Origin of the sequence: Candidatus Chlorohelix allophototropha, assembly GCF_030389965.1 — a bacterium.
GTDB lineage: Bacteria > Chloroflexota > Chloroflexia > Chloroheliales > Chloroheliaceae > Chlorohelix > Chlorohelix allophototropha.
Map to the genome: position 1 here is coordinate 72,123 of NZ_CP128402.1, position 22,571 is coordinate 94,693.

General features: G+C 53.2%; 8 protein-coding genes and 1 pseudogene. 4 read left to right on the forward strand and 5 right to left on the reverse strand.

The window, feature by feature from the left end:
* Positions 1-223 precede the first annotated feature (223 nt).
* Positions 224-672 (forward strand): annotated as a pseudogene (iscB, locus tag OZ401_RS24885) (RNA-guided endonuclease IscB); the annotation flags it as partial.
* A gap of 171 nt (positions 673-843) precedes the next feature.
* On the opposite strand, the gene OZ401_RS24890 reads toward iscB, so the two are convergent.
* Together OZ401_RS24890 and OZ401_RS24895 are read right to left on the reverse strand one after the other, a co-directional pair.
* A complete protein-coding gene (locus OZ401_RS24890; RefSeq protein WP_341472255.1) occupies positions 844-4,452 on the reverse strand; it encodes a hypothetical protein in 3,609 nt (1,202 codons plus the stop codon).
* A gap of 36 nt (positions 4,453-4,488) precedes the next feature.
* On the reverse strand, positions 4,489-9,576 hold the full coding sequence (locus tag OZ401_RS24895; protein ID WP_341472256.1) for a hypothetical protein: 5,088 nt from the start codon (positions 9,574-9,576) through the stop codon (positions 4,489-4,491).
* 502 nt (positions 9,577-10,078) lie between these two features.
* Here OZ401_RS24895 and katG point away from each other — a divergent pair.
* The 3 genes from katG (at position 10,079) to OZ401_RS24910 (ending at position 13,276) form a co-directional block, all read left to right on the forward strand.
* A complete protein-coding gene (gene katG, locus OZ401_RS24900) occupies positions 10,079-12,253 on the forward strand; it encodes a catalase/peroxidase HPI (protein WP_341472278.1) in 2,175 nt (724 codons plus the stop codon).
* Positions 12,254-12,639: 386 nt separating this feature from the next.
* Positions 12,640-12,885 (forward strand): hypothetical protein, encoded by a 246-nt coding sequence (locus tag OZ401_RS24905; RefSeq protein ID WP_341472257.1) that lies wholly within the window; start codon positions 12,640-12,642, stop codon positions 12,883-12,885.
* A 55-nt stretch (positions 12,886-12,940) separates the two neighbouring features.
* Positions 12,941-13,276: a hypothetical protein gene (locus OZ401_RS24910; protein WP_341472258.1), complete on the forward strand. Its 336-nt coding sequence runs from the start codon at positions 12,941-12,943 to the stop codon at positions 13,274-13,276.
* Between the two features lie 94 nt (positions 13,277-13,370).
* Here OZ401_RS24910 and OZ401_RS24915 read toward each other — a convergent pair whose 3' ends face one another.
* From OZ401_RS24915 to OZ401_RS24925, 3 genes are all read right to left on the reverse strand, one after another.
* Positions 13,371-16,211, reverse strand: coding sequence for a DUF3854 domain-containing protein (locus OZ401_RS24915; RefSeq protein ID WP_341472259.1), 2,841 nt, complete (start codon positions 16,209-16,211; stop codon positions 13,371-13,373).
* Between the two features lie 554 nt (positions 16,212-16,765).
* Positions 16,766-19,957: a hypothetical protein gene (locus OZ401_RS24920; RefSeq protein ID WP_341472260.1), complete on the reverse strand. Its 3,192-nt coding sequence runs from the start codon at positions 19,955-19,957 to the stop codon at positions 16,766-16,768.
* Positions 19,905-22,379: a hypothetical protein gene (locus tag OZ401_RS24925; RefSeq protein WP_341472261.1), complete on the reverse strand. Its 2,475-nt coding sequence runs from the start codon at positions 22,377-22,379 to the stop codon at positions 19,905-19,907. Before OZ401_RS24925 ends, OZ401_RS24920 begins: the two co-directional genes overlap by 53 nt.
* Positions 22,380-22,571 lie beyond the last annotated feature (192 nt).

Consider the following 22,571-nt stretch of genomic DNA (forward strand, 5'->3'; position numbering starts at 1 on the left):
GCTAAAGCAGGCGGCTTGAGGAACAAGTCCCCAAGAGCCTGTATTGACCAGACTCAGAACTGAAACACCTTCTACGTGTAGCAGGTCATGATACCTACAGGTGCTTTCCAGCCTGTAGCTCTATCGCCCGATTTCAAGAGTGCTGAGGTAAGGCACAAAGGAGTCGGGCATAACAAGCCTTTTACACCTTGTCGAGGAAACCATTACCCGTAAGGAGGCTCTTTTGAGCAACGTATTTCTATTGGACACGAACAAGCAACCGCTAGACCCGATACATCCCGGCTACGCTCGGTGGCTTCTCACACAAGGCAAGGCAGCCATGTTCAAACACTATCCCTTCACCATCATCTTGAAACGGGTAGTGACGGATGCCGAGACATACCACTTGCACTTGAAGCTAGACCCCGGCAGCAAAACTATCGGACTGGCGATAGTCAACGATGCCACTGGAGAGGTGGTATTCGCGGCTGAGATAACGCACAGGGGACAGCAGATTAGAGATGCGCTTCTAACCCGTAGGCAACTACGGAGAGGTAGGCGCAACCGCAAGACCCGTTATTGCCAACCTCGTTTCCTGAACCGCACCAGACCTAAAGGTTGGCTACCCCCTTACTGGAAAGCCGTATCGCCAATGTGCTGACTTGGATGGAACGGCTATCAAGGCTTTGCCCACAGCAGATCGTTTTAACCCGTCAGGTAAAACACCCTCAGTTTAAACCACTTGATCGTTTCTGGCTGGTAGTGCTGGTCAGTAAAGTTAAAGCCTGGCGCCAAGCGCTGCTTATTTTGAACCATAGCCGGACAGACTGCGGTTTGTTAAAAAACAGCAGCAAAATTGACGGCTCAAAGGCAGAGTTCGGGCACTGGTTCAAGCGGAGATGTTCTATAGATACGCATTTTCCCCAGGTCCGTACTCAAGGGTTCATTGACATTTTCAAAGTTCGGGATCATCTCAATGGCCAGCACGCTTAGCGGCGTATTCTCCGGCAGCCCTAGGTAAAGCAACATTGCTCTGACCTCGGTCTGTGTCCAGCTACAAATACCGTATTCTTGCGGAGTCTCCTGGCGCTTTCTTTCTAAATCGATCTGGTTCCTTTCAACCTTCATTTTCTTTTCGCGTAACACTATGTTCCTGAAGTCTTTGCCATCCAACTGCATGACCTGGGCATACAAGACTCCCCAGATTTCCGTTTGTGGATATGTGTACAGGGCATTTCGACCCTCATAAGTGGATGTTGCATAGGGGGCGGATAGGAGGATGGCGTCATCGGTACGGGCTACAGTACACGTCATCTGCGGCGCAGGATGTTGAATCCCGGTGACCCGGATTGCCCGGCCAAATCTTGCCTGTGCAGTAGACCAGACTCTGGCATGACCCACACAAAATTCGTACACAAAGAAGCCAAATAGCTCGTTAGACTCTACATTCAAACCGGGTGGCAGCGGGATGATGAAATGCCTTGGTGAAATTTCGGTGCAAGGAATGAGTGGTTGCCAGGCATTCAAGCCCGCTTGGTCGTCGGATTGTCCGGCGGTAATCACGCGAATCAGTTCTGGTGGAATAAATGGCGTGTTTTCTTTCGGGTCAGGAACAGGATCACGACCTACCAGCAGCAGTGGGTCGGGTGCGTACGCCTTTACAAAAGCAAAATAGCCATCTTCCGGGTTCTGTATAGACTCCTCAAACTCAATCCACACCACTTTCTTCCTGGCTTCCGTGGACGAGTAATCGTCACTCCGCACGTAAGGACTGAGCGCGATGCCAGCGGACACAACCCTGGGCACCTGCGCAGGCGGGACCGCAACAGGGACGGTCATCGTCAATTCCTTATCGGCGTCCTTTTGAGCAGGAGCCTTTTTGAAATGCGCTGTTATGGTGTATTTCAATTCAAGTGGTTCCGGGAATGGCCCGGAGAAATTTTTGGGATCGACCACGTCAAAGAAGATGAGCTTCGTATGGCTCCGGTCCGCGTCTTGGAGCGCCGTTATGCTCACGGTGTTCTTTAGCTCAATGATGCCGACAAGCTCCACGCCATTCCGTTTTATTTCAAAACTTATGATGTCCAGACCATCCCATGACCAGTCCCGCTTGATATCCAGAATGATTGTTGGAATCCACTGCTGCACCAGATCGGTTTTATTGGCAAAGGTGATGGTGGAATGTTCGGGAGAGAGCGTATGGGGCAGCCCTTTGGCACAACCAAAGATAATCCTTTCGCCCGGCTTGCCGAAAAGCGAGGCACCAGCGGTATTCAATTGAAGTTGCTCTGCCAGCCGCTGGAATAAGTTGGCCGGGGTATCAGTTGACTGTCCACTTAATGCCATCAGGGCTAATAAGTTGGTCGTAGGAGTCGGATCGGGTTGTAAAAGGATAGACTGAAATTGGCGGGCCGGACTTTCATTGACAAACAAAGATCTTTCGTCTACCGCATCGGAGCGCGTGTAGATGGATACTGCCCTGCCGACCCGCGTTTCCTGACTGCCGAAGTATGATAAAGTCGGGTCTGCCCTGCATACGGGGAAAACCCGGATGCGAATATCCCGCGAAGTGGGTAATTTAAGTGCAGAGCTATCAGTCGTCAGGGGCAAATCTCCCAGATCCGACTCATCGCCAAATTTGATGACAAGTGCATCATGAAATTCAACAGGCAGGTCGAAAGGTTGGGTAATATCCTCCGGAAAGGTGCGAATCGTGGTAAATAAAGGGTAATATGCTTCATTGCCACGCTGCGAGAGGAGTGTATCCATTTCCGGCGCTTTAACAGCTACTTCAATTCTCAAAAAGTCCACGTCAGGGTCGAAGTAGCCAGCCTCTCTGCTCTGAGTCAATGCCGTGGGAAAGTCTGCCAGTAGCAAATTGTAAGCGTTAGGCAGCCCGGTAAAGAGCAGGGAGGGATAACCTAATAAGGGCCTGTAGACTCTATAGCTGCTCGGCGATGTAGCAGGGGGTGGGTCGAGGTCAAGATCCTGGACACGTGCTTTCATGGGGGGCAAATATCGGCGGAAGCGGCACGTTCCAAAGGGAGCAGGTCCGCCGTTGAGGGGAACGTCCTGTTCTTGTGGACCACCGCCGGTAGTATCGGCAAAGCGGACCCGGAAATCATATATCTCCCCGTATCGCAAAGGTACTTTTTCCGCATCTACACCTTGCATTTGCTTCTTCAAAACGGCATCAGTGCCGCCTAGCTTAGCCGCCCTTTCATCCTTGATGATCAGCGAGGTGCCTGTCCACTGGGTGTAGTAGGCTGGCAGCCAGAAAACGCCCTGTTTCTGCCCTTCTAACTGCACTGGCCCGACTTCGATGCCAAGTTCAGCATCAATTGTGCCAAGGTCGATTCCACTGAGCTGCAAGTCCCCGTGCACCTTCACCAGGGAATTCCACTTTGTGTCGTCGTCGCCGTTTTTCCTGACGTCCACCCGATAGTTAAACGTCCCCATCGGCGCGTCCACCTGAATTCCCAGATCGGGATCGAGGGTCATTTGACGATTTTGCCAGATGAGCAGTTGCTCATCGTCCCATCCCAGCCGTACGCCAAAATCCCGCGTGGGCGGAAGCCCGTTCTGCTCCTGTCCGGGTTCAAGCAGCAAATTGGCGCTCACGGGCTGTATACAATGGACTATCTTGGCAAAGCCATCATCGTAATCTTCTGCTTCAATGAAAATTGGGTCGTAATTGCCGGGGACGGGTGCATCGGAAACCGGGAATTGGACTGCGGCGAAGAGGCTTCTTGGGGACGACAGCGCTGGGATGCGCGCCGCATAGCGCTTTACAATATCAGGTTGTGCCACTATCTGCGCATGGTACTCGCTGGTATTATCCAGATCAATATATAGCCAACCCCCGTCTGCATAGACACCCGCTGGCAGCGTGAAATCCACTTCATATACAAACCCCAGACGGCGCGCCAAGATAGGCTGGCGCAAGGCTAGAGCAAAAACTTTCCCCCAACTGACTTCGTCGGTGCTATAAATGGGCTTTGGCAGGCCCTCTTTCCTGTCTTTGATAGCACATTGGTAGCTGTCGTCGGTTTTCGCATAAGGGGTCCGGGGCTGGGAGAAAGAAAAAGAATGGCGATAACTATTCGGCAAGTATTTCTGAATAACCGTTGACGCGCTGACGGGATTAATTACATTGGAAGGCTTGGTGATTTTGAATGAACGGGCCAATTGCTGGAAGAGTGTCAGTGAATCGGCTGGCGGGGTGGTGCTGAGTACCACCGTGTGTGTAACGTCTACCGGGCGTGGCATCATATCCAGGCTGTCGATGATCATTGCATCAAACTTCAATCGGACACTGGCAAATGGTGACGCCGTTACCCCAGAAGGTACATTGACCGCAAAGGGAGTCGTCGGGTCCTCGTGGGGCATGACCAGGATATTCATCTTCAATACCGTGCCATCCCAGTGCTGCGGGAACGGCATAATGGTCAATCTGGTAGTCGAAGTAGTCATAGTTCTATCTCTTTTCTGCTCAAGAACGGACGGTTGCTATACCTGTTTCTTTTCCTGCCAGGTTACGTCAAACTCGAAATGAATCACAAATGCCAGAGTGACTTCAGCGGCAAACTCCACTTCGCAAACAGCGTATGTCTTTTCTTCACCGCTCTCGATTTCCTTTTCCGTGCCACCTTTTGCCTCAATCGAAATACCGATAACTATAATGCCACCGAGGAGTTCGGCTTCACCCTTAAAGATCATGATGGCATAAATGCCGGAGCCGGAATCCTTCCATTCCATTTCCAGGCCCACCGCCATCATCACGGATACTTCGCCAACGACCGGCCATTCGGTGGCAAGCTCTAGGCCTACCGCTACCTTAAAGCCAAAGGACTTGCCCTCTTTGGAGTCGATACCGAATTCAAATTCAAGAATTCCAACAAAGTAAAGATCAAGGATGCCAATAGAAGTACAGAAAATATCTATCTCCCCGCCCAGCTTGAGTGATGCGCCAACGGATAACATGTCGGTTGCCACTTTTGCCAGGTCTGTTGAGGGAGTGTCGGAACTCTTCGAGAAGGGCAGCATGTTATAGTGCCCTTCGATTTCAATGTCCAATTCAAGTTTAACCGGAGGTTTCGTCACACCGGGCGTTTGCGGAACCGACTTGATTTTGAAGCCAAAAACCCAGATTTCCAGCTTTGCTGGCGCTTCATACTTAAGCTTGAAGCCGATCAGCGAGGCTTTCCATTTCGGCTGCCAGGTAGTGACGGTGGCATTGCCCATATTGACGGAAAACGCCTGGCTCATGTCGAAATCGCCAAGAAACTTCAGGAGATCCACAATAGGCTGTAAAATAGAGCCGAACTTAACTTTTGGCTTTGGCATTGTCGGCTTTTGGCCGAAGGCAGCTTCAAACTCAGAAGTTACCGTGATAAGTCCCTTGAAGGCCATGATGTCAATGACTATACTTTCCTTCTTCACCATGGCCGTCCAGGGGACCGGAGCTTGCGAGTCAAAGGTATAGGTGACAACAGCCTGACCCCCTGAATCCGCTACATCCGAATAATCAACGTAAATCCGAGACCCGCCTTTATTCAGCAAGTCGCGCTGGTAGCCGACCGGTGTCGTAAATGTCCCGCCGGAGGTCAATCTCAACTGGCCTGGCCCTATGACGGCGAGGGTCGTGCCGACCAATCCCAGCGGGAAAGTCGAATCCACGTTGGGGAAAATGGCGGTAGAACCGAGGATGGCATAGCTATCGGCAAAATAGGGCCGCAGGGTGCTTCGTATATTGGCATCGCCACGCGCAATGGTTGGTCGCAGATACAAGACTTTTTGGGACCCGGTGGAGTGAAGTATCCCGTAATCCGACGCAGGACTGGAGGCTTGCCTAATGTCAGAAGGCTCGGCAAAGCGGTAAGGCTGTACTGGTATGGTATTCAACCGACCTTCTCGAATTAGTGGAAGTGCCCCATCAACATCGATACCGACAATGTCCGCTGTACTTTCCTGCCGCCTGACCAGGCTCCAGGAGCCTTCTTTGGGAAGTTGCAAGGAACCACGACCGGCCGATACGAAGAGGTAGGCGCCAGAATTATCAACGCCGCTCACATCTATCCTTGTCAAGCGCATCGGCTGTCCGGACGCCCCCACGTTTACCATGCAATCAACTGGGCCGCCCAGATTGCCTTCTTCCTGCAAAAGTTGGTAGAATTGCTGAGGGCTCAGGGGGCGTTGATAGGGTGCTAATTGAACAAACCCTCTTTGCTTCTTACTGGGCACAAATCCATTTCGAGCACCGAGGCTCACATCTTCAAGCAACACGTCCGCATCAAAAAAGACTTCCTGCATAGTGACATCATCGGTCGGTACCCCTCCGGGTTTGTGGTAGATGCGCCCGGTGTCGGCGATATTAGTCACATTGTAAAGGCCCTTAACCACGCCTGGATGGAATTCAAAGGGATTCGGCAACTGTGTTTTTATTCCAGCTATGACTACATAATAGGAAAAATCATAAATCCCGGGTCCCTGGGCTTTCCATCCGCTATCATAGCGGGTAACACCGCCACCGCTCGTCCGCTGGATGGTGATGGTGCGGACGAGAGGCACACCACAGGGGTACAGTATACTTTTGACCTGCACAATTTCATGAGAAGTGCGCCCGATCCAGACATCGAATCTGGTCTGGCTTGTCGCCGCGATTTCGGCATTAGGATTCAGCCAGTTGCTGAACAGTGTAGCCCCATAACCGGAAAAATCAATTCGGTGTACTGGTACCCGTTCGTTGGCGCCCCCCGGCTTGAATTCGTTATTAAATATTGTATCCACGACCGGACCCAATACGCTTAGCGGCTTCCCATTGTCATCCAGGGGAATAGTGCCCGTTAACAGATCAATCAGATTGCGGGTTTGGATAGTGGCGCCCTTAAAGCCTGCCGTCTCAAAATTGTCGCCCACATCAGGGCTGGTGGCTAGGACTGATATTTGAATGCCACCCTCAACGTTACTGGTATCGAATTTGGGCTGGTTGAGCGAGAGCAAGGCGCCCGGCTTGGTATTGTCATAGGCGTTGTCCCAGAGCGCTACAGCCTTCATGCCAAAGGGCAGTGTGAACAGTCCGGCCACTCTGGCGGCGTTGTCGCTGTCATTGTAGGCCGCCAGGATTTTCTTGACTACGGGCCTAGGGGCAATTGGAATTAACTCATAGACTTCCGCCCCAAGCAGGGCCGGATCGCCAGTATCGGGTGATGTAGCAGGCGAGGGAAAGGGATAAGGCTTTACTTTAGGATTTTGGATAGTCCGAATCGCTTCCCATTGAATCTGCGGCAGCGTGTAGAGCCTTGTATTGGCGGCAAGGGCGCTTAAATCTACCCCTATAATCTCGAAGGGGATGCGGCTGGCGGTAGCCGACTGCGCTTCTTTGGTTTGATCCCGCCTGCGTCCAAAAATGTCCAAGCCGACACCCAACAGGTCCGCATTAGTTGAAACGTCTAGCATGTAAATCTGCTCTTTGGCGGTATTCAGGACCGCATCAAAGTAACTGCGCAGTTTTTGCGTGTTAGCCTGGTCCTCCCTGGCAACCTCTTCTATCTGAGGTATTCTTGCCGCATACATGCGGTAGGTCATAGAAGATAATACAGATGTTTCTATATCAGTTGCCAGCAACGCTGTATCGGTTGTATTGGGAGCGGGTAATTGAATGATTTGAGGGGGCTGACCCACCAATGTCGAACCTGATGATCTCGACGCATTGGCTAGTGTATTTATGTTAAAGGGATTGGTCTCGATAAAGCTAAAAGTCATCAGCGGTTGATCGGGAGCAGTCCACCGGATGAGAGTTAGCAAGCTAACCCCGGAGGTGCTTTTATAGCCGAGCTGCCCTGTAGTAAGGCGCACTTTATCCTGGTAATAGTCGTTGCTAAAGGGTGTTTTATAGGACGAGACATAGGGGTCAGGCAGCGAAGGGATTAAATCATATATATGTGCCGCAAGCGCCAGAGCACCTTTATTAAACTGGTGCTGGTTTTCTAAAACCCCCACCAGGACAAGGTCGTCGAAAGGGGTCGTTTTGATGAGTGAATTTGACAGTGCAAACGAAATGGGATTCAGCTCCGAGGTAAGCTTATTGATGACGAGTCTTTCTAAAATGTTCCAGGCCAGAAGATAGACCTGTGTGACAGATTTTGTTTCCAGCAAAGCCAGTTCTGTCCGGTCGGAATGGACATTTGGCCTTTGCCTGTCCGCACGAAGAGGCCTATCAATCGTGAAACTTGACTTTACTTCCATCATTGTCACAATTTCATTGCCACTTGATAGAGAGTTATAGCGGATTTCAAACTGGTTAGGATAGCTTATGTTGGCCTGCACTCGGATTTGGCGAATCATGTTGCTGTTGCTATCGTTCCACAGTTCAAAATGTTGTCTTCCGCCCCGGACAAAAGCCTGTGTGGCGGTCAAAGCTATACGGCCAGGTTCGGCCATCAGATAGGATTTTCTTAGTTTGACAGTCCCTTTTTCAAGGCCCTGCCAGTTTGCCGATAGCCCTACATCCGTGACCAAGCAGATGGCACCGATACCACCAGCATCACCTAAATGATCGATACTGCTGGTTAAAGTGACCGGAAGGGCCCAGGCGCCCAGGGTAAGAGGGGCCGTCCCACCCGGCTGAAATAACTGGGACAAAACCCGAGCGATGTGCACTGTGTGGGGCGTTGATTTAAACGGGATCAGAAGACGGTTGAGAATCGGCTCATAATTACCGTTATGGCTGGCGCTTGTGAGACTATATTCCTGCCCATAGAGGGTTAGTGCCATATCCTCGGCCTGTACCAGGGACATTCCACCAGGATTACAGATTAGAGTGACGCTGCGGGGTAGCGTAATCGTCATTTGTTTGGCGTCATCACCGGTGTTAGTATCCAGCGCAGAAGAGGCTACTGGCTGATCCAATTCTAACTCTAGCATGCAGGATTGATTACTGGCGATGACAAGGGTGTCTCCGGAAATATTGACAGGACCGTTGATGCTCAGGGTTCCTCTCTTAATTTTCAGTCCGGTGAAAGACCCGGCGGGTGCTGAGGAGGCTAGCAAAGTGGATATGAACCAGATACTTCCCGCATCCAAGGGATAGGTGTTGCTCGCCATTAACAGCCCTCTGACGGGAATCGAGAGGAAAACCGCCGACGCATTGCCACGGGCTACTTTTAGCTGGCGTCTGATCCGGTAAAAATCGAACCAGTATAACCGTCCTAGGCTATCCGCAAAGGGACCTAAAGTGGAACTGATCATTTGCCCAGCCGCCCATTGGGGAACCGAAGCGGCATTCTGGCTGGTGAGAACCGGAACTTCTCGCCGGAAAACTCGCAGGTCCGAAAGTGGTGATTCTGGTGTCGGCTCTAGGCTGCCGGCAATTTGGCTTACTGTATTGATGGCATCGCTCGTGATGAATGGCTTACGGGAAAATATCGTTTGCAAATCCACAGAATTGGGGGACAGAATCTCAGATAATAGCTGAGACTGGAGCACCTGAGCCAGAGCTTGTCTCAACTGTGAAAGTTGCTCCGGTGTTGATCCCGCTACCGGAACCAGATTACCTGTAAGCTGTAATAAAGTAGCCGCCAAGTGGATGTTATCCATGATCGATTCCCTTTATCCAATCAATTAGCGAAAAGCCCAGAGTATCTACCAGTAAATGAAGTTTTCGGCCTTTTACCTTTTTTATTTATTCAACTTTAGGCTTTCGCAAATTATAAGAAACGCTCTTAGATTGTGAAATTAATCTGCAATTTGTGAGGTATAAGGGTGAAAACTGGTATTAAGACGAACGAGAAGGCTGAATGTAAGGTCGTTTCACTTAACCAAGTGATTTTGCTCCAATTTAATTTATTGTATTTAATAACCAAAATAACTGCTTGTCAATAGACAGTAGGGCGGTCAGGGTAGTTGCATAGTCAAAAGCTTGACAAAAAGGCATAAGTCAATAAAGACTTCGCCACCAGTATGGAGGTTGCGGATGAGCCATTTGTTATTGACCGTAAACAATACTGGATATAGGATATCTTTGTTACTTCTTACAGGTAAGTGGTTAGGAGCTGTTGTCTTTCTACTTCAGCAAAAGGGGCAACAACAGGAGAGTAATATGGATCAGAATAATACGGAAACTGCAGGCAAATGTCCGGTGATGCACGGTGGAAACACTCTTACCGGCAAATCAAACATGGATTGGTGGCCTAATGCCTTGAACCTGAACATCCTCCACCAGCACGACACAAAGACCAATCCAATGGGGAAAGATTTCAGCTACCGCGAGGAAGTCAAGAAACTTGACGTTGAAGCACTCAAAAAAGACCTGCTCAATTTTATGACTGAAAGTCAGGAGTGGTGGCCAGCGGATTGGGGACACTATGGTGGCCTTATGATCCGGATGGCCTGGCACGCTGCCGGTTCTTATCGTATCGCCGATGGCCGGGGCGGGGCAGGTACAGGCAACCAGCGGTTTGCTCCGCTGAATTCCTGGCCGGACAACGTGCACCTTGATAAAGCACGCCGGTTGCTTTGGCCTATTAAGAAAAAGTACGGCAACAAACTCAGCTGGGCCGACCTTATCGTGTTCGCAGGTACTATGGCCTATGAATCCATGGGGCTGAAAACCTTCGGGTTTGGGTTTGGCCGTGAAGATATCTGGCAGCCTGAAAAAGACATCAACTGGGGTCCCGAAAAGGAGTGGCTAGGTTCAAGCCGTTATGAGGGTGACAACCGCGAGTCTCTGGAAAACCCACTCGCCGCAGTTCAGATGGGGCTGATCTACGTCAATCCGCAAGGCGTGAACGGCCAGCCGGATCCGCTCCGGACGGCGCAGGACGTACGCCTGACGTTTGCCCGTATGGCGATGAACGACGAAGAAACCGTCGCCCTGACCGCCGGTGGCCATACCGTGGGCAAGGCTCACGGCAATGGCGACGCGGGCCAACTGGGGCCAGACCCTGAAGCGGCTGAAATTGAAGAACAGGGACTTGGCTGGATCAACAAGACCAGCAGAGGTATTGGTCGTAACACGGTGACCAGCGGTCTCGAAGGGGCCTGGACGACCCACCCCACCAAGTGGGATAAAGGCTATTTCTACCTTCTCTTCAACTATGACTGGGAACTGAAGAAAAGCCCTGCGGGCGCTTGGCAATGGGAACCCCTCAACATCAAGGAAGAAGACAAGCCGGTTGATGTGGAAGATCCCTCAATCCTACATAACCCAATTATGACCGATGCTGACATGGCCATGAAAAAGGACCCGATTTACCGGGAAATTTCTGAACGGTTTTTTAATGAGCCAGAGTATTTCTCTGAAGTATTTGCGCGGGCGTGGTTCAAGCTGACCCACCGTGATATGGGCCCGAAGGCGCGTTATCTTGGTCCGGATGTGTCAAAGGAAGACTTGATCTGGCAGGACCCGGTTCCAGCCGGCCCTAAGGATTACGATGTGGTAGCGGTCAAGGCACGTATCGCGAATAGCGGCCTGACCGTAAGCGAAATGGTTACTACTGCCTGGGATAGCGCTCGAACATTCCGCGGTTCGGATTTGCGGGGTGGTGCCAACGGCGCCCGCATCCGCCTTGCGCCCCAGAAAGATTGGGAAGGAAATGAGCCGCCGCGTCTTGCCAGGGTGCTTGCGGTGTATGAAGGTATTGCCACTAACACTGGGGCAAGCGTTGCAGATGTGATTGTTCTTGCCGGGAATGTGGGTGTTGAGCAGGCTGCTAGGGCCGCTGGCTTTGATTTGACGGTTCCCTTTTCCCCTGGTCGCGGTGATGCAACGGAAGAGATGACAGATGCAGGGTCATTTGAGGCGCTTGAACCCATCCATGATGGATATCGCAACTGGCTTAAGAAAGACTACGCTGTCAGCGCAGAAGAACTCATGCTTGATCGTACTCAGCTAATGGGTCTGACCGCCGCCGAGATGACGGTACTTGTGGGCGGTATGCGTGTTCTGGGAACAAACCACGGCGGAACTAAGCAGGGTGTATTCACTGAACGTGAAGGCGTTCTGACTAATGATTTCTTTGTAAACCTGACAGACATGGGATTCAGATGGGAACCGGCAGGCAATAATCTTTATGAAATCATTGACCGCAAGACAGGTGTTGTCAAGTGGGCCGCCACGCGCGTAGATCTTGTATTCGGTTCCAACTCGATCCTTCGCGCTTATGCGGAAGTCTATGCCCAGGATGATAATAAAGAAAAGTTTGTAAAAGATTTTATTTCTGCCTGGACTAAGGTTATGAACGCCGATCGTTTTGATATCGAGCAGAAAATTTAGCACATTACTTTAAGGTTGCTGTGGTGGTGATGCCATCACAGCATTCCGGTTCCGGCGAATTTCGGACAAGAGAACAAATATTCCCTTCGTAGCACACCTTCACTTTTAAACTCTCCTTTCACTTTGCCACCATACTAACTGGCTGCTCGTAAACTTATTCTTGAGCTGGTAAAACTTGCTTACGAAATCTGCCCGCCTCCGCCTTGCACTCCCCTGTTCTTTGTGCCAGCGCCTGTTGTATGATTTTATAATTTCAACACTCCCATCTATTTGGGGAAATTCGTGACCAATACCAATTTTGAGGTGGCGTGAGTTGTTTCTTTTAATATGGACACGAATAAAAACGAACCATGCAAGTCTGAAATAAGTAAACAGTATAAGGCTCGGTGAGCGATGCCAATTTCAGCCCGGATGGGAAGAACATCTTGACCGCCAGCGAAGATTTCACTGCCATCATTCAACCCTGCGATATTTGCGGTAGCTTTTCCCAAGCGCTGGAGCAGGCTAAAAAGACTGTCACCCGCTCCCTCACCTCCGATGAAAAAGCCCAATTCGGGATAGCGACTGCGGCTATTTTACCAATCAGCCCAGCTAATACTTCCCGCTGGAGTAGAAAAGAAGAGAGAGCTTGATCGAGGTTCATTTTATGAGGTATGTCCTTTTTCGATTTGGTTTAAGCTTAGCGCTATGCACGCTATTGGGCTTGTTGCTTCAGCCTGTGGGAATAATACCACCACTGCTGTCCCAATTTTAGCTGCAACATCCGCCACCACAACCACTGTGGCTCAGTTAACAACCCCAACGACAATTACAGTTGCCAGTATAGCAACGGCGACGACTGCTTTAACCACAACTAACGCAGCGACAACTGCCAGTTCAACATTGCCCCAACTTCTTTTTGTGGGGAACTTGCTTGTCTCCGGATATGGTCTGAGTAATACCGATAGTTTTCCCTATCAAACTTGGAAACTTCTAGGGATGGACAAGTACGATATGCAAAACTTGGGTATGAACAGCAATTGATGGTAGCACTACTACAGAAATACTGACTTACAGCCCTGCTATAGATGCCTTATATGCAAATGATGTCAGTCAACTAGAGGTTCTCGCTCACACCTCAAGTAAGCGCCCAGGCTATGGGCAAATCCTCCCAAAACGGATCTTTTACCTGGGTGTCAACCGTCTCTTCCTGGAGCAAACTCATCTCCGGTTCGCTATCTCTCTCTTTATCAGGTTTAGTCTCCCCATGAACCACCCCCTGGTTTTTGGACGATTCCTCATAAGATTCACATGAGAAATTCATTTTTTCAGCGGGGTTGATGGCTATTTTACCGGTCGTGGTAAGCTCATCAATCTTTAAATCCCCCACTGGCTCATTACAAAGTATTAGAATTCTGGCCGGAGGCAGCTGTTCCGACCGTAACGCGGTTCGGAGCCGTCCAATGGCCTGGATAATATGGGAGGCGTAATCGTGTTCGATGGCGGCTTGAACCGCGGGGTCGCTATGACACTGCCGCCATAAACCGGCACTCCGCCCCGTCCGGTCCAAATGGTTATACAGCCGAAGTTTTTGATACCGTGGTTGAACAGAATCTTGCGCTACCCCTTGTTCTTCTCCCAGAAAAGCCTTGAGCGCTTTTACTTCGGCCTCGATCCGGTCCAGCGGGCGCAGGTGGTGACCGACCAGCGCCAGACTATCCAGTCCGGCAAAGCGGTTGGTGGCCCGGTGTAGCCCCCAGTGTTCCACCTGCCCGCTTTCTGGGAGTTCCAGCGCTTCTTCCCCCTCTTCAAAGCGAAGCGGCACCACCGTTAGATGTTTTTCTCCGTTACCCGCAAAAGCCCTGATCGCCCTTGAGATATTAGCTCTGGTAGTCGCCTTATACAAATCGCCTTTGGAATAAAGGGCCCCGGTAATCTGGGTAATCCACTGGTGCTGGGGCACGGCGTAATGCTGTTCCTGCAGTTCCGGGAACAGCATTTTAAGCTGGGGCGGAACGGTAGAATCCAACACCACCAGCGTTTTATGTCTGAGCAGTTCCACCAGGTGCCCTCTGACCTCGATAATTTCAAGCCGGAAACTACCGTCCGGCCCTTTAACGGCGTAGGGTGGGCCGGCATTTTCTTCCGTCAGCGCCCGTAGCAGCGCTGCGGCGGCCCGGTAAGGCAGGTTCAGTTTTGCATTGTGCCGGTAGGGCGTTTCAAAATGAAAGGCTTCATAAAGCATCATCTCGGCAATCGGCGGGGCGGCCTGGATCTGACACCAGGCGGCCAGGCTTCTGAGATCTTCCCCCACCGCCAGCGCCGCCTGCTCCAGATAGGGCCAGGCGTTTACCAGTCGTCCGGCCCTGCAATCTGCTTCCTCCCGGCTTAAAGTATCCAGGGTGGTCTCGATTATCCCCAGAAGCTTTTGCCACTCCGGCGCGTAAAGGGCGGTCAGGGCAATCTTTTCCCGCCAGCCTCTCAGTACCTCGCCGTCAACGGTAATACCGCTTTCGAGCAGATAGGGTAAAAGTTCCTCGTCGCAAATTACCACCTCAAACCGGCCCAGCTCATGCGAGTTATTCAGGTAGGCCTCTTTGGTGGCGATCACCACCCTGGCCTGGCGGCTCAGTTTTCGGCTGGCAAGATACCCGTCAATCTCGCAATGGAAAGGACGTAGCTGGCCGGGAAAGGCTTTTTGCCAGTTCACCTCACTGCCAAAAGGACAATCCCGGCAGACAAAGCGGGCAGCCGCATGGCGAGCGGACCCGGCCTGGAGAGCCAGCGGATTGGCACAATCCTCCGGTTCGGGTGACGCAGGAGGGGCGTTAAGGTCGATCAGCCGCCGCCCACGCTGTATAACTGCCAGCCCCTGCGCTACCGCCTGACCCAGCAGCGTATCAGGGCGGGTGCGCTCCCGGATATTCTCTTTAGTGGGACATACTAAAAGCACCCGGTGTTCAAGGGTACTTTCCAAAAGAGCGGTAGCCAACGCCTCATCGGCGGCCTGGCTTTTACCGGTGCCGGTGGTGGAGGTGATAACGGTTTTGGTGCCGTCAGGGCAGCGGATCTTACGGTCAAGAATAGCGCGGTGCTGTCGGCGGGCCTGCTCCACGGTAAAGAGGGGGGTGGCGGTGCCAAAGTTTAGGGCAAGGGCTTCAGGGGGAAGAGCTGGGACAAAGCGGGGGCCGGTGGAAATAGCCAGGTCAAAGCGGAAAACCGCGTCGGCTTTCAAAGCATCATCAAGGCCTTTTAAGGGATCCGGGGTAAAGACCGTTTCCTGGGAAGGCGGCAACAATAGGGCTGAATTCGTTTCTTCAACGGCACTATGCGGCATATCCCAATTCAAACTAAACAGACTTATCTGCGGGAAAGTCGCCGCCAGCAGGCGTAGCAACTTCTGCTCGGCTTCCCTTACCCTGGGGTTTTGGTGTTTATCCCGGTCAAAGGCCAGCGAAATACCACTGACCGCAAGCTGTTGGATAATTTCGATCAGTTCAGTTTCCCGGTAGGCGGTAACACCGGCCAGGGAAATAGCGTGGCACTGCCAGTTGTGGGAGGCCACCGCCGCTTTCTTAAAACCTTCGGTGATGATCAGGTGGTGGGAATTTTGAGCTTTAGTTTCTACCCTGAATACCGAAAGCGGGGTACCGCCAAGACCGCCGTGGGAGAGCCAACGATAACGGTCACTACGACCCTGCGGCCGGTCTTTTCGGAGCTGGATTCCCAACATAATACCGGTGTGACTAAATGCCGGGAAGAGCAGCCCGTCGGACGCTCCGGCGATGGTCCACCAACTCCGGCTACCCGCGATTACCTTCAAAAGGGCCGGATGGCGGCAGGCGATTTCTTCGCCAAACTGCTGTACTATTTTTCCAGCGATACTCCCCGCCTGGGAATAACGGAGGGTGCCGCAGCGGACAATAAATTCTTCCGCCAATCCCTCCGCTTTCAGGTAGGCCCGGTGTTCAGCAGACAATTTACATATCCCAATGATAGCTTGGTTAACCCTATCTATAGCCTCGGGGGGTAGTGGCTTAATTTCCTGCTCAGTTACTGATAAAGGTTGCTCAGCCTGAAATGCTTTAGAGACGGTGGAGTTGGGCAAGGCGGGTCTTAATTCATGGATCCAGCCGCCGCCACGCCACTTTATGCTACGCTCTCCAGGAGTATACATGCAGTGGACCAGCGCTCCATCCCCGGAGACCTCGCACCAACCGTACCGGCCACACACCGGGCAGGGATATTTCCTGCTGGTACGTTTCCACTCCACCCTTTCCCTAAAACCAGGTGTTTTTAATAAACCGGCCCCCTGATTACCGGGCTGTATTTTGGGCATAGAAAATCCTTTCTACGCCTCTTGACAGCACCATGTCAGGTGTGCTAAGCTTTTATTAGCCGGCAGCTAAACTGCCCTAAAAGAATAGCGCCTATCAGGGGCGTAAACTTGGTTAGAAAATCCCAATGAGCTGGTAGGCCTGGTGGGATTTTCGCTTTTATAGACTATTTTGCTATTGGGCTGAAGCTCTTTTTCTACTCGCCGAGCAACCTCCTTGGTGAAAGATACTTTGCCCTTATAGCGCTCAAATCCGACCAGGGAGTAATCGCCTTCTGCCAGACTTTCCCTGCCGGACTTATTTCAGCCAGGAGGGTCTCATTGGTGGTAAGCAGTTCTAACGCCAGCTCGGGCCAGCCCAGCGAAGCGTCAGTCTCTACCACCGTGGAACTCCCCTCCAACACTTCCATTACCAGCCTTTCTGATTCTTTTCCTCCCAACTCGTCCCAACGCTCTTCTCCGTTCAGGTTAAAGGCTGCTCTGACCCACCCCAGTATTTCCTCTCCCAGAAAATAGCGCTCTCCCAATCGTTCCTCCACCGGGCAGACCCACTCCACCAGCCGGAGAATCTGCCGGGCCAGTTCCACCCCGAAAGTTTTGGGGCTTTGGGGTATTGACACTCCACCCGGCGCCACTCCCCGGTAAGTCGCCTCCCACCAGAGCCGGCTCACTACCCCCAGCCAGGCGGCGTTAAACAACCGGGCCAGTTGTGCTTCTTTCGCCTGATCCGGTGTTACCAGTAACAGCGCTATTTTCCGGGGTGGTGGGACCACTGTTCCCCGCCGGTAGCAGTCCAATAGCCAGAGTGACCAGCGCTGCCGCACATAGGCGGCCGCTTTAGCGAGATAACGGGCAGACCAGTTACGCAGACCCCGCTCATATTCCAGATAGAAGCCCAGATAGCGAATGGTATCGCCGGGACTTCCCAGCCGTAACTCCCCGTAACCGTCCGGCAAAAGCTGGCCGGTGGCATAGCCGATCTCAGTGGTTAGCGGCCTTATTCCCTGTTGGAGCTTATCCCGCCAGGCGACAAATGAGAGTTCTTCGGGCGGCAAATAAAAGCGGTGGCAGAAGGGCTCGGCCTGCCAGCTTTCCAGCCAGAAAGTTGGGGGAGGGAGCGGTAAGCGTTGTTTGAGCCGCTCGACCTTTTTGGTATCACGGTACCAGCCGGGGGTAGTAGAGAAAGGGCTAAAAAAGTGGCGTGATGGCAGGGACAGAAAGAAGTTAACCACCGCCCCGGCGTGTTCTGCCAGCGTATTTGGCCAGGTAAAGCCGATCTCCGCCACCGAGTTTCCCAGATCCTGCGGCACTGAACTTTCCTGCTCCGCCCCGTCGTAGAAAACCAGTTTTGCCTGACCCTCGACGAGCAGGCGGCGGCGAGAGGCGAAAACGGCTCTTTCCCGCCGGTAATGAGGGTCATATTCCAGGGCAAAACCCTCCAGCCAGAAGAGCGCCACCAGAGCAGGTTCAGTGAGATAAAAACTAAAGCGTTTCAGTCGCCTCTCTTCCGGTTCATAGGGGTAGGGAACCGGACCTTCTCTTCCGGTGGCAGCGGCGGCTATAGCCCCCAGCTGCCCATAGTTTTGACGGCGCTCTTTTAGGCGCCCCTGGCTCAATCGCGCTACCGGCAGGGCGGAAGGTAAAAGGGCCACTTCCGGCCGCGCCAGTTGCCGGAAAGCCGCGGCCGTCTCACCCCAGAACCGGGCCACCAGCCCGGAATGCTCCAGCCGGTTTAATTCGGCCTCAAGTCCTGACATTTTTACCCCGGTAAGGCGGTAAAGAGAAGGCAGGTCCAGCGGGCCAAAGGCATGTAGAGTGTAAAGCAGCCGGCGCAAAGCCGGGCGGGCCAGCAAGTATAACAATAAACCCCCGGTTTCCCCGAACCTGCTCAGGTTGGCCTGCCGGTTCGAAGTAGCAATCTTCGGCAAGCCCGGCCTGGCTTTCTCCGCAATATAACCTGAAAAAATCGGGTCATGCTCCAGGTAATAACGCAGGCCGGTGGTCAACCGTTTAGAAGGAGGCTTTGCCAGAGGGGTTTGAATTGTTACAGGAGGTGGACCAGGAGGAAAATTCTTGCCCACCCCCAACCGGGAAAGCAACATAGCACGGTCCATACCGGCCAACTCGCCCGTGGTGAAAGCGAGCGGTTCAGGCCCGACCAATTCAAGTTCCAGCAGTGTCTGAGACAGGGCTATTTGCCACAATCCGGCTCTCCCCCGGCTTCTGGTGATTACCACCAGCCCAATCTCCCGGGGGTTCTCCAGTGGAAACGGCGTAGCTGGCAAGCGAGAGGCCGCTCCAGGACCTGCCGGTTCTGGCCGGACGGTCGCGGCCAGCCGTTGGGCCAGTGTCGGGTCGGAGAAGGCGGGGATTGGATTGGTAAGATTTTGCCCGACCGATTCAGGGGCGGTGAAATTTCCTGAACCGGGTCGCGCCAGACCGGGCAGGAAAAACAAATCAGGAAAAAAGCGCTCCTTAATATTGGATACCGCGGCAAGCGGCAAGGGTTGGCTGGAGAGGGCTACTCCTGGTTGGTGCAGCCTTTCCGCCAGCGCTTTCAGATAAGGCTTCACCCAGCTATCCGGTAGCGTTTCTGGATCAACCACTACCAGTAAAACCTTTTTTATTCCAGTCTCGGGCAAATCTTCTGCCGGAAATTCCAGCAGTCCTACCGCATCCACCGGTATAGAAAGAACCGGTCCTTCCTCTCCCTCACCGGCCACCAGCGAAACCCCTTCGCCCCAGGCCAGTGGTCCGGTGAGATCTTGCGCCCGGTATAGTGCCATGAGAAATCGCCGGGCTAACGCCAGACTCCCCACCCGCCTCAGGTAAAGTGGCACTTCCCCCAATGTTATGCCGGCACAGTTGGCAAAATTGTTACGCCAGCCGGACAGCCTGGCATAATGTAGGTCCTCAATAGGCAGAATGGCCTGGACCAGGTAAGCCAGCGCCAGCGCTCCCCGATGGGTCAGCCAGAATCGCCGGTGCCGGGTGGCGGCTTGCGTGGCAGTCGGCGTGTTAGCCAACGCCTCCAGCAAATTTTCTGTTTCATTTCCCAAAAGAGGTATTCCCGGTAAGCGTAGGAATCCTTCCGGGCTCACCGCCGCCAGCCCAGAAAGTTCAGCGCTCCCGGTCAGATAATGGTCGCACTCTTCCACCCAGCCCCACTCCAGCGCCTGGTGTAAATATATCTGCACCCGGTGCAGGCTCAAGGAAGGGCAGAATTCCACCAGCTCCGCAGTTGAGGCAAAGGGGAAACGGGCCAGGGCTGAAAGCAACCTGGCAAAAGCCGGTCGGCTCAGATAGCGGGCTTGCGTGATAATCAAACCCTGGCGTTTATCCTTTTTCTGACGGGGTATCATCTGCACCTTCTTCTCCCGGTTCGTCAATCGGTTCTTTCCTGGTGGGGGCGGAACCAGGCTCCCGGTTTTCTTCCTGATGGCCGACGACCTTTTCGGGAGAGAAGGGTTTAGCGGCTTCGGCTTGCTTTTGCCGCAAAGCCTGTTCTCCCAATCTCAGCCCTTGTTCTCTGGCCTCCCTGGCGGCCAGCACTTCTCTGGCTTTACGCCGCTGGGCAGCCAGTAGTGCCTGCCGCTGCTGCTTTACCTGAGTTTCGGGCCGGTAATCCCGTCCATCCTGCCAGTTAAGACCTTTTTCCAGATCTTCCGCCGGAGTTCCCTGGCTTCGTACCGGGGGTGGTACCTTCCAGTCCACCCCGATAGCAGGCAGGGGTTCTGGAAGTGGTAATAACGGCTTTTCCGGCTTTACACCCTTTTCTTTCGGCCCGGATAGCTTGACTTCTTCACCGATGTTAGCTTTGGTGGCAGCCTGACCAGTCCCGTCTTTCCTATCACCCTTTTCTGTCGCTGCCTGGCTTTCCGGTATTTTCGGCGGGCGGGCGGTGCTTCCTGAAGCACGGTAGGCTCTGCGAGCGGTGTACTCCTGCCGCCGTTTCCCTTCCGCTTTTAGCCAGAAATGCAGCTCCTGAAAAAGTTGCCCCTTGATTTCAGCCCCAAACCCACAAAACAGCACGCTGCTATCGGGGTCAGGCAGCTTTAACTCAAAGATACCCAGGTATTCGAGTTCTTTACGCCTAAGATAATCCGCCACTTCCCCAACCGGACGACTATGAGTAAGGCGGGAGCGCTCCAACACCCCTGCCTCAATCTCCCGGCTTTCCATTTCTACCAGCTTTTCCAGCCCGACCGCTTTCAGGGAGTCAGGGATAGAAAAGCGGGGGGCGACCTGGATGGAGCAGACCGGTTGGCGGCGTTTTCCCACCGTGAGTTTGGCGTAACACAGCCCCTGGGGAGCGTTCACCAGGTCGTACAGGTCGGGGCCGCTAACACCCCCGCCCGCCGCCGGGTTGATCAACCCGCCCTGTAAACTTTTCACCCCACCACCGGTGCTATCCGCTACCAGTTCTCCCCGCAGATACTCGGCATCCTCGGCATTCACCTGCAACGCCAGTAAATTAGCCTGGTTAGCCAGCACCAGTGGACGGAGCAGGGGGTCCAACTTATCCAGTGCCCGCAGGGATTGGGTGGCCAGCAGCGCCCGTACCCCGAATTTGCGATCCTCGGCAAAGATCCGGCCGTAGGGTACCGCCGGCATACTGCTGAACTCGTCCACCACCAGTTGCACCACTGGTCGCTCTTCTTCCTCGGGAATAGCGCTGGCCCCCTGCCGGGCCTGTCTTAAGAGAAAACCAATCAGCACTGCCCCGGCCAGTGCGGCATTCTCGACCTCAAGCTCGGCTGCCGCCAGGTCTACCAGCACTATCCCACCGGAAGAGATGAGTGGCGCGAAATCCAGGGTGGTGGTGGGTTGCCCCAGGAGATGGCTCAAAAGGTCGGAAGTCAGGAAGGGGTTGATCTTGTTCAGAACCGGCTTGATCACCTCGTTGCGAAAACGCTCGTCCATCTTCTGGGTGAACTGGATCTTCCACCAGGCGTAGAGTGCCGGGTTATCTTCGCGGATTACCGGCAATTCCAGCAAGGCTTCCCGGAGAGGGTCAATGGTAATAAGCGGCACCACGTCCAGCAAGGTGAACTGGTGCTGAGTAAGGCGGCAGGTGTTTAACAGAAAAAGGGCAAAAAGGGCGTTGCGCAGCAAATCCTCCAGCCGCACTCCCCAGCTATCCGGAAAGAGGCGCTTCATAATGGCAATAGTGGTGGCGGCGCAGGTCTCCTTGGAATCCCACATCGCGGTATCCAGCAGGTTCAGACCAAAAGGCTGCAGGCGGTCTCCCAAATTTAGATATACCACCATCTCTTCCAACAGCTCCTCCCACCAACCCTCAGATGGCCTGCTGGTCTGGAGCAGTTGGGTCGACACCGGTTGGATTTCGGTCGGAGAAAGCGCCGCCAATCTCTGCGGGTTAATACCGCTTTCCCTGGTCGCACCCAGCCAGCGGGATACTCTGACGGAAGCTACCAGGCGGGCAATATCTTCGAGGGTACGACGGGCCAGACTTCGGTGCGGGTCAAACAGACACAGGGAAATCGGCGGAGTAGTGGGTACCGATTTTACCGGTGAGTAAGCATTATCGGCAGAGTGGGTCTGGTGATTGGAATTAGAAATTGTCGCCAGCCGGAGGTTACGCCGCCGGATCGCGGCAATTTTAGCCAGCCCCAGACACCAGACAGCCAGGGTATGGCTTTTGCCGCCGCCGGAGCGGGAAGTGATCAGGGTATGGTTCAGGGCACTTTCCAGCGGCAGGGAAAAAGGTTTTTTTGCGCCGGCCACCCGCACATAACCCAGAAAAAGCCCCGGTTCTGCCAGGAAACTATCCGCTTTCAATACATTCATGGTTGCTCCCCCCAGGTTTCTACATCATCAGACATAAGGGTTGTCCCAGACAGGGGATAGTCCAGGTGCACTTCAGTTGCGCACCCTTTAAAACCTGTCTCCTGATTTCCTACCACCTTTTGGGGCTGTCCGACATTACTCTGGGTGTCATTTTGCTGGCTATATTCGCCGGTGTTCCCCTTGATTCCTGTA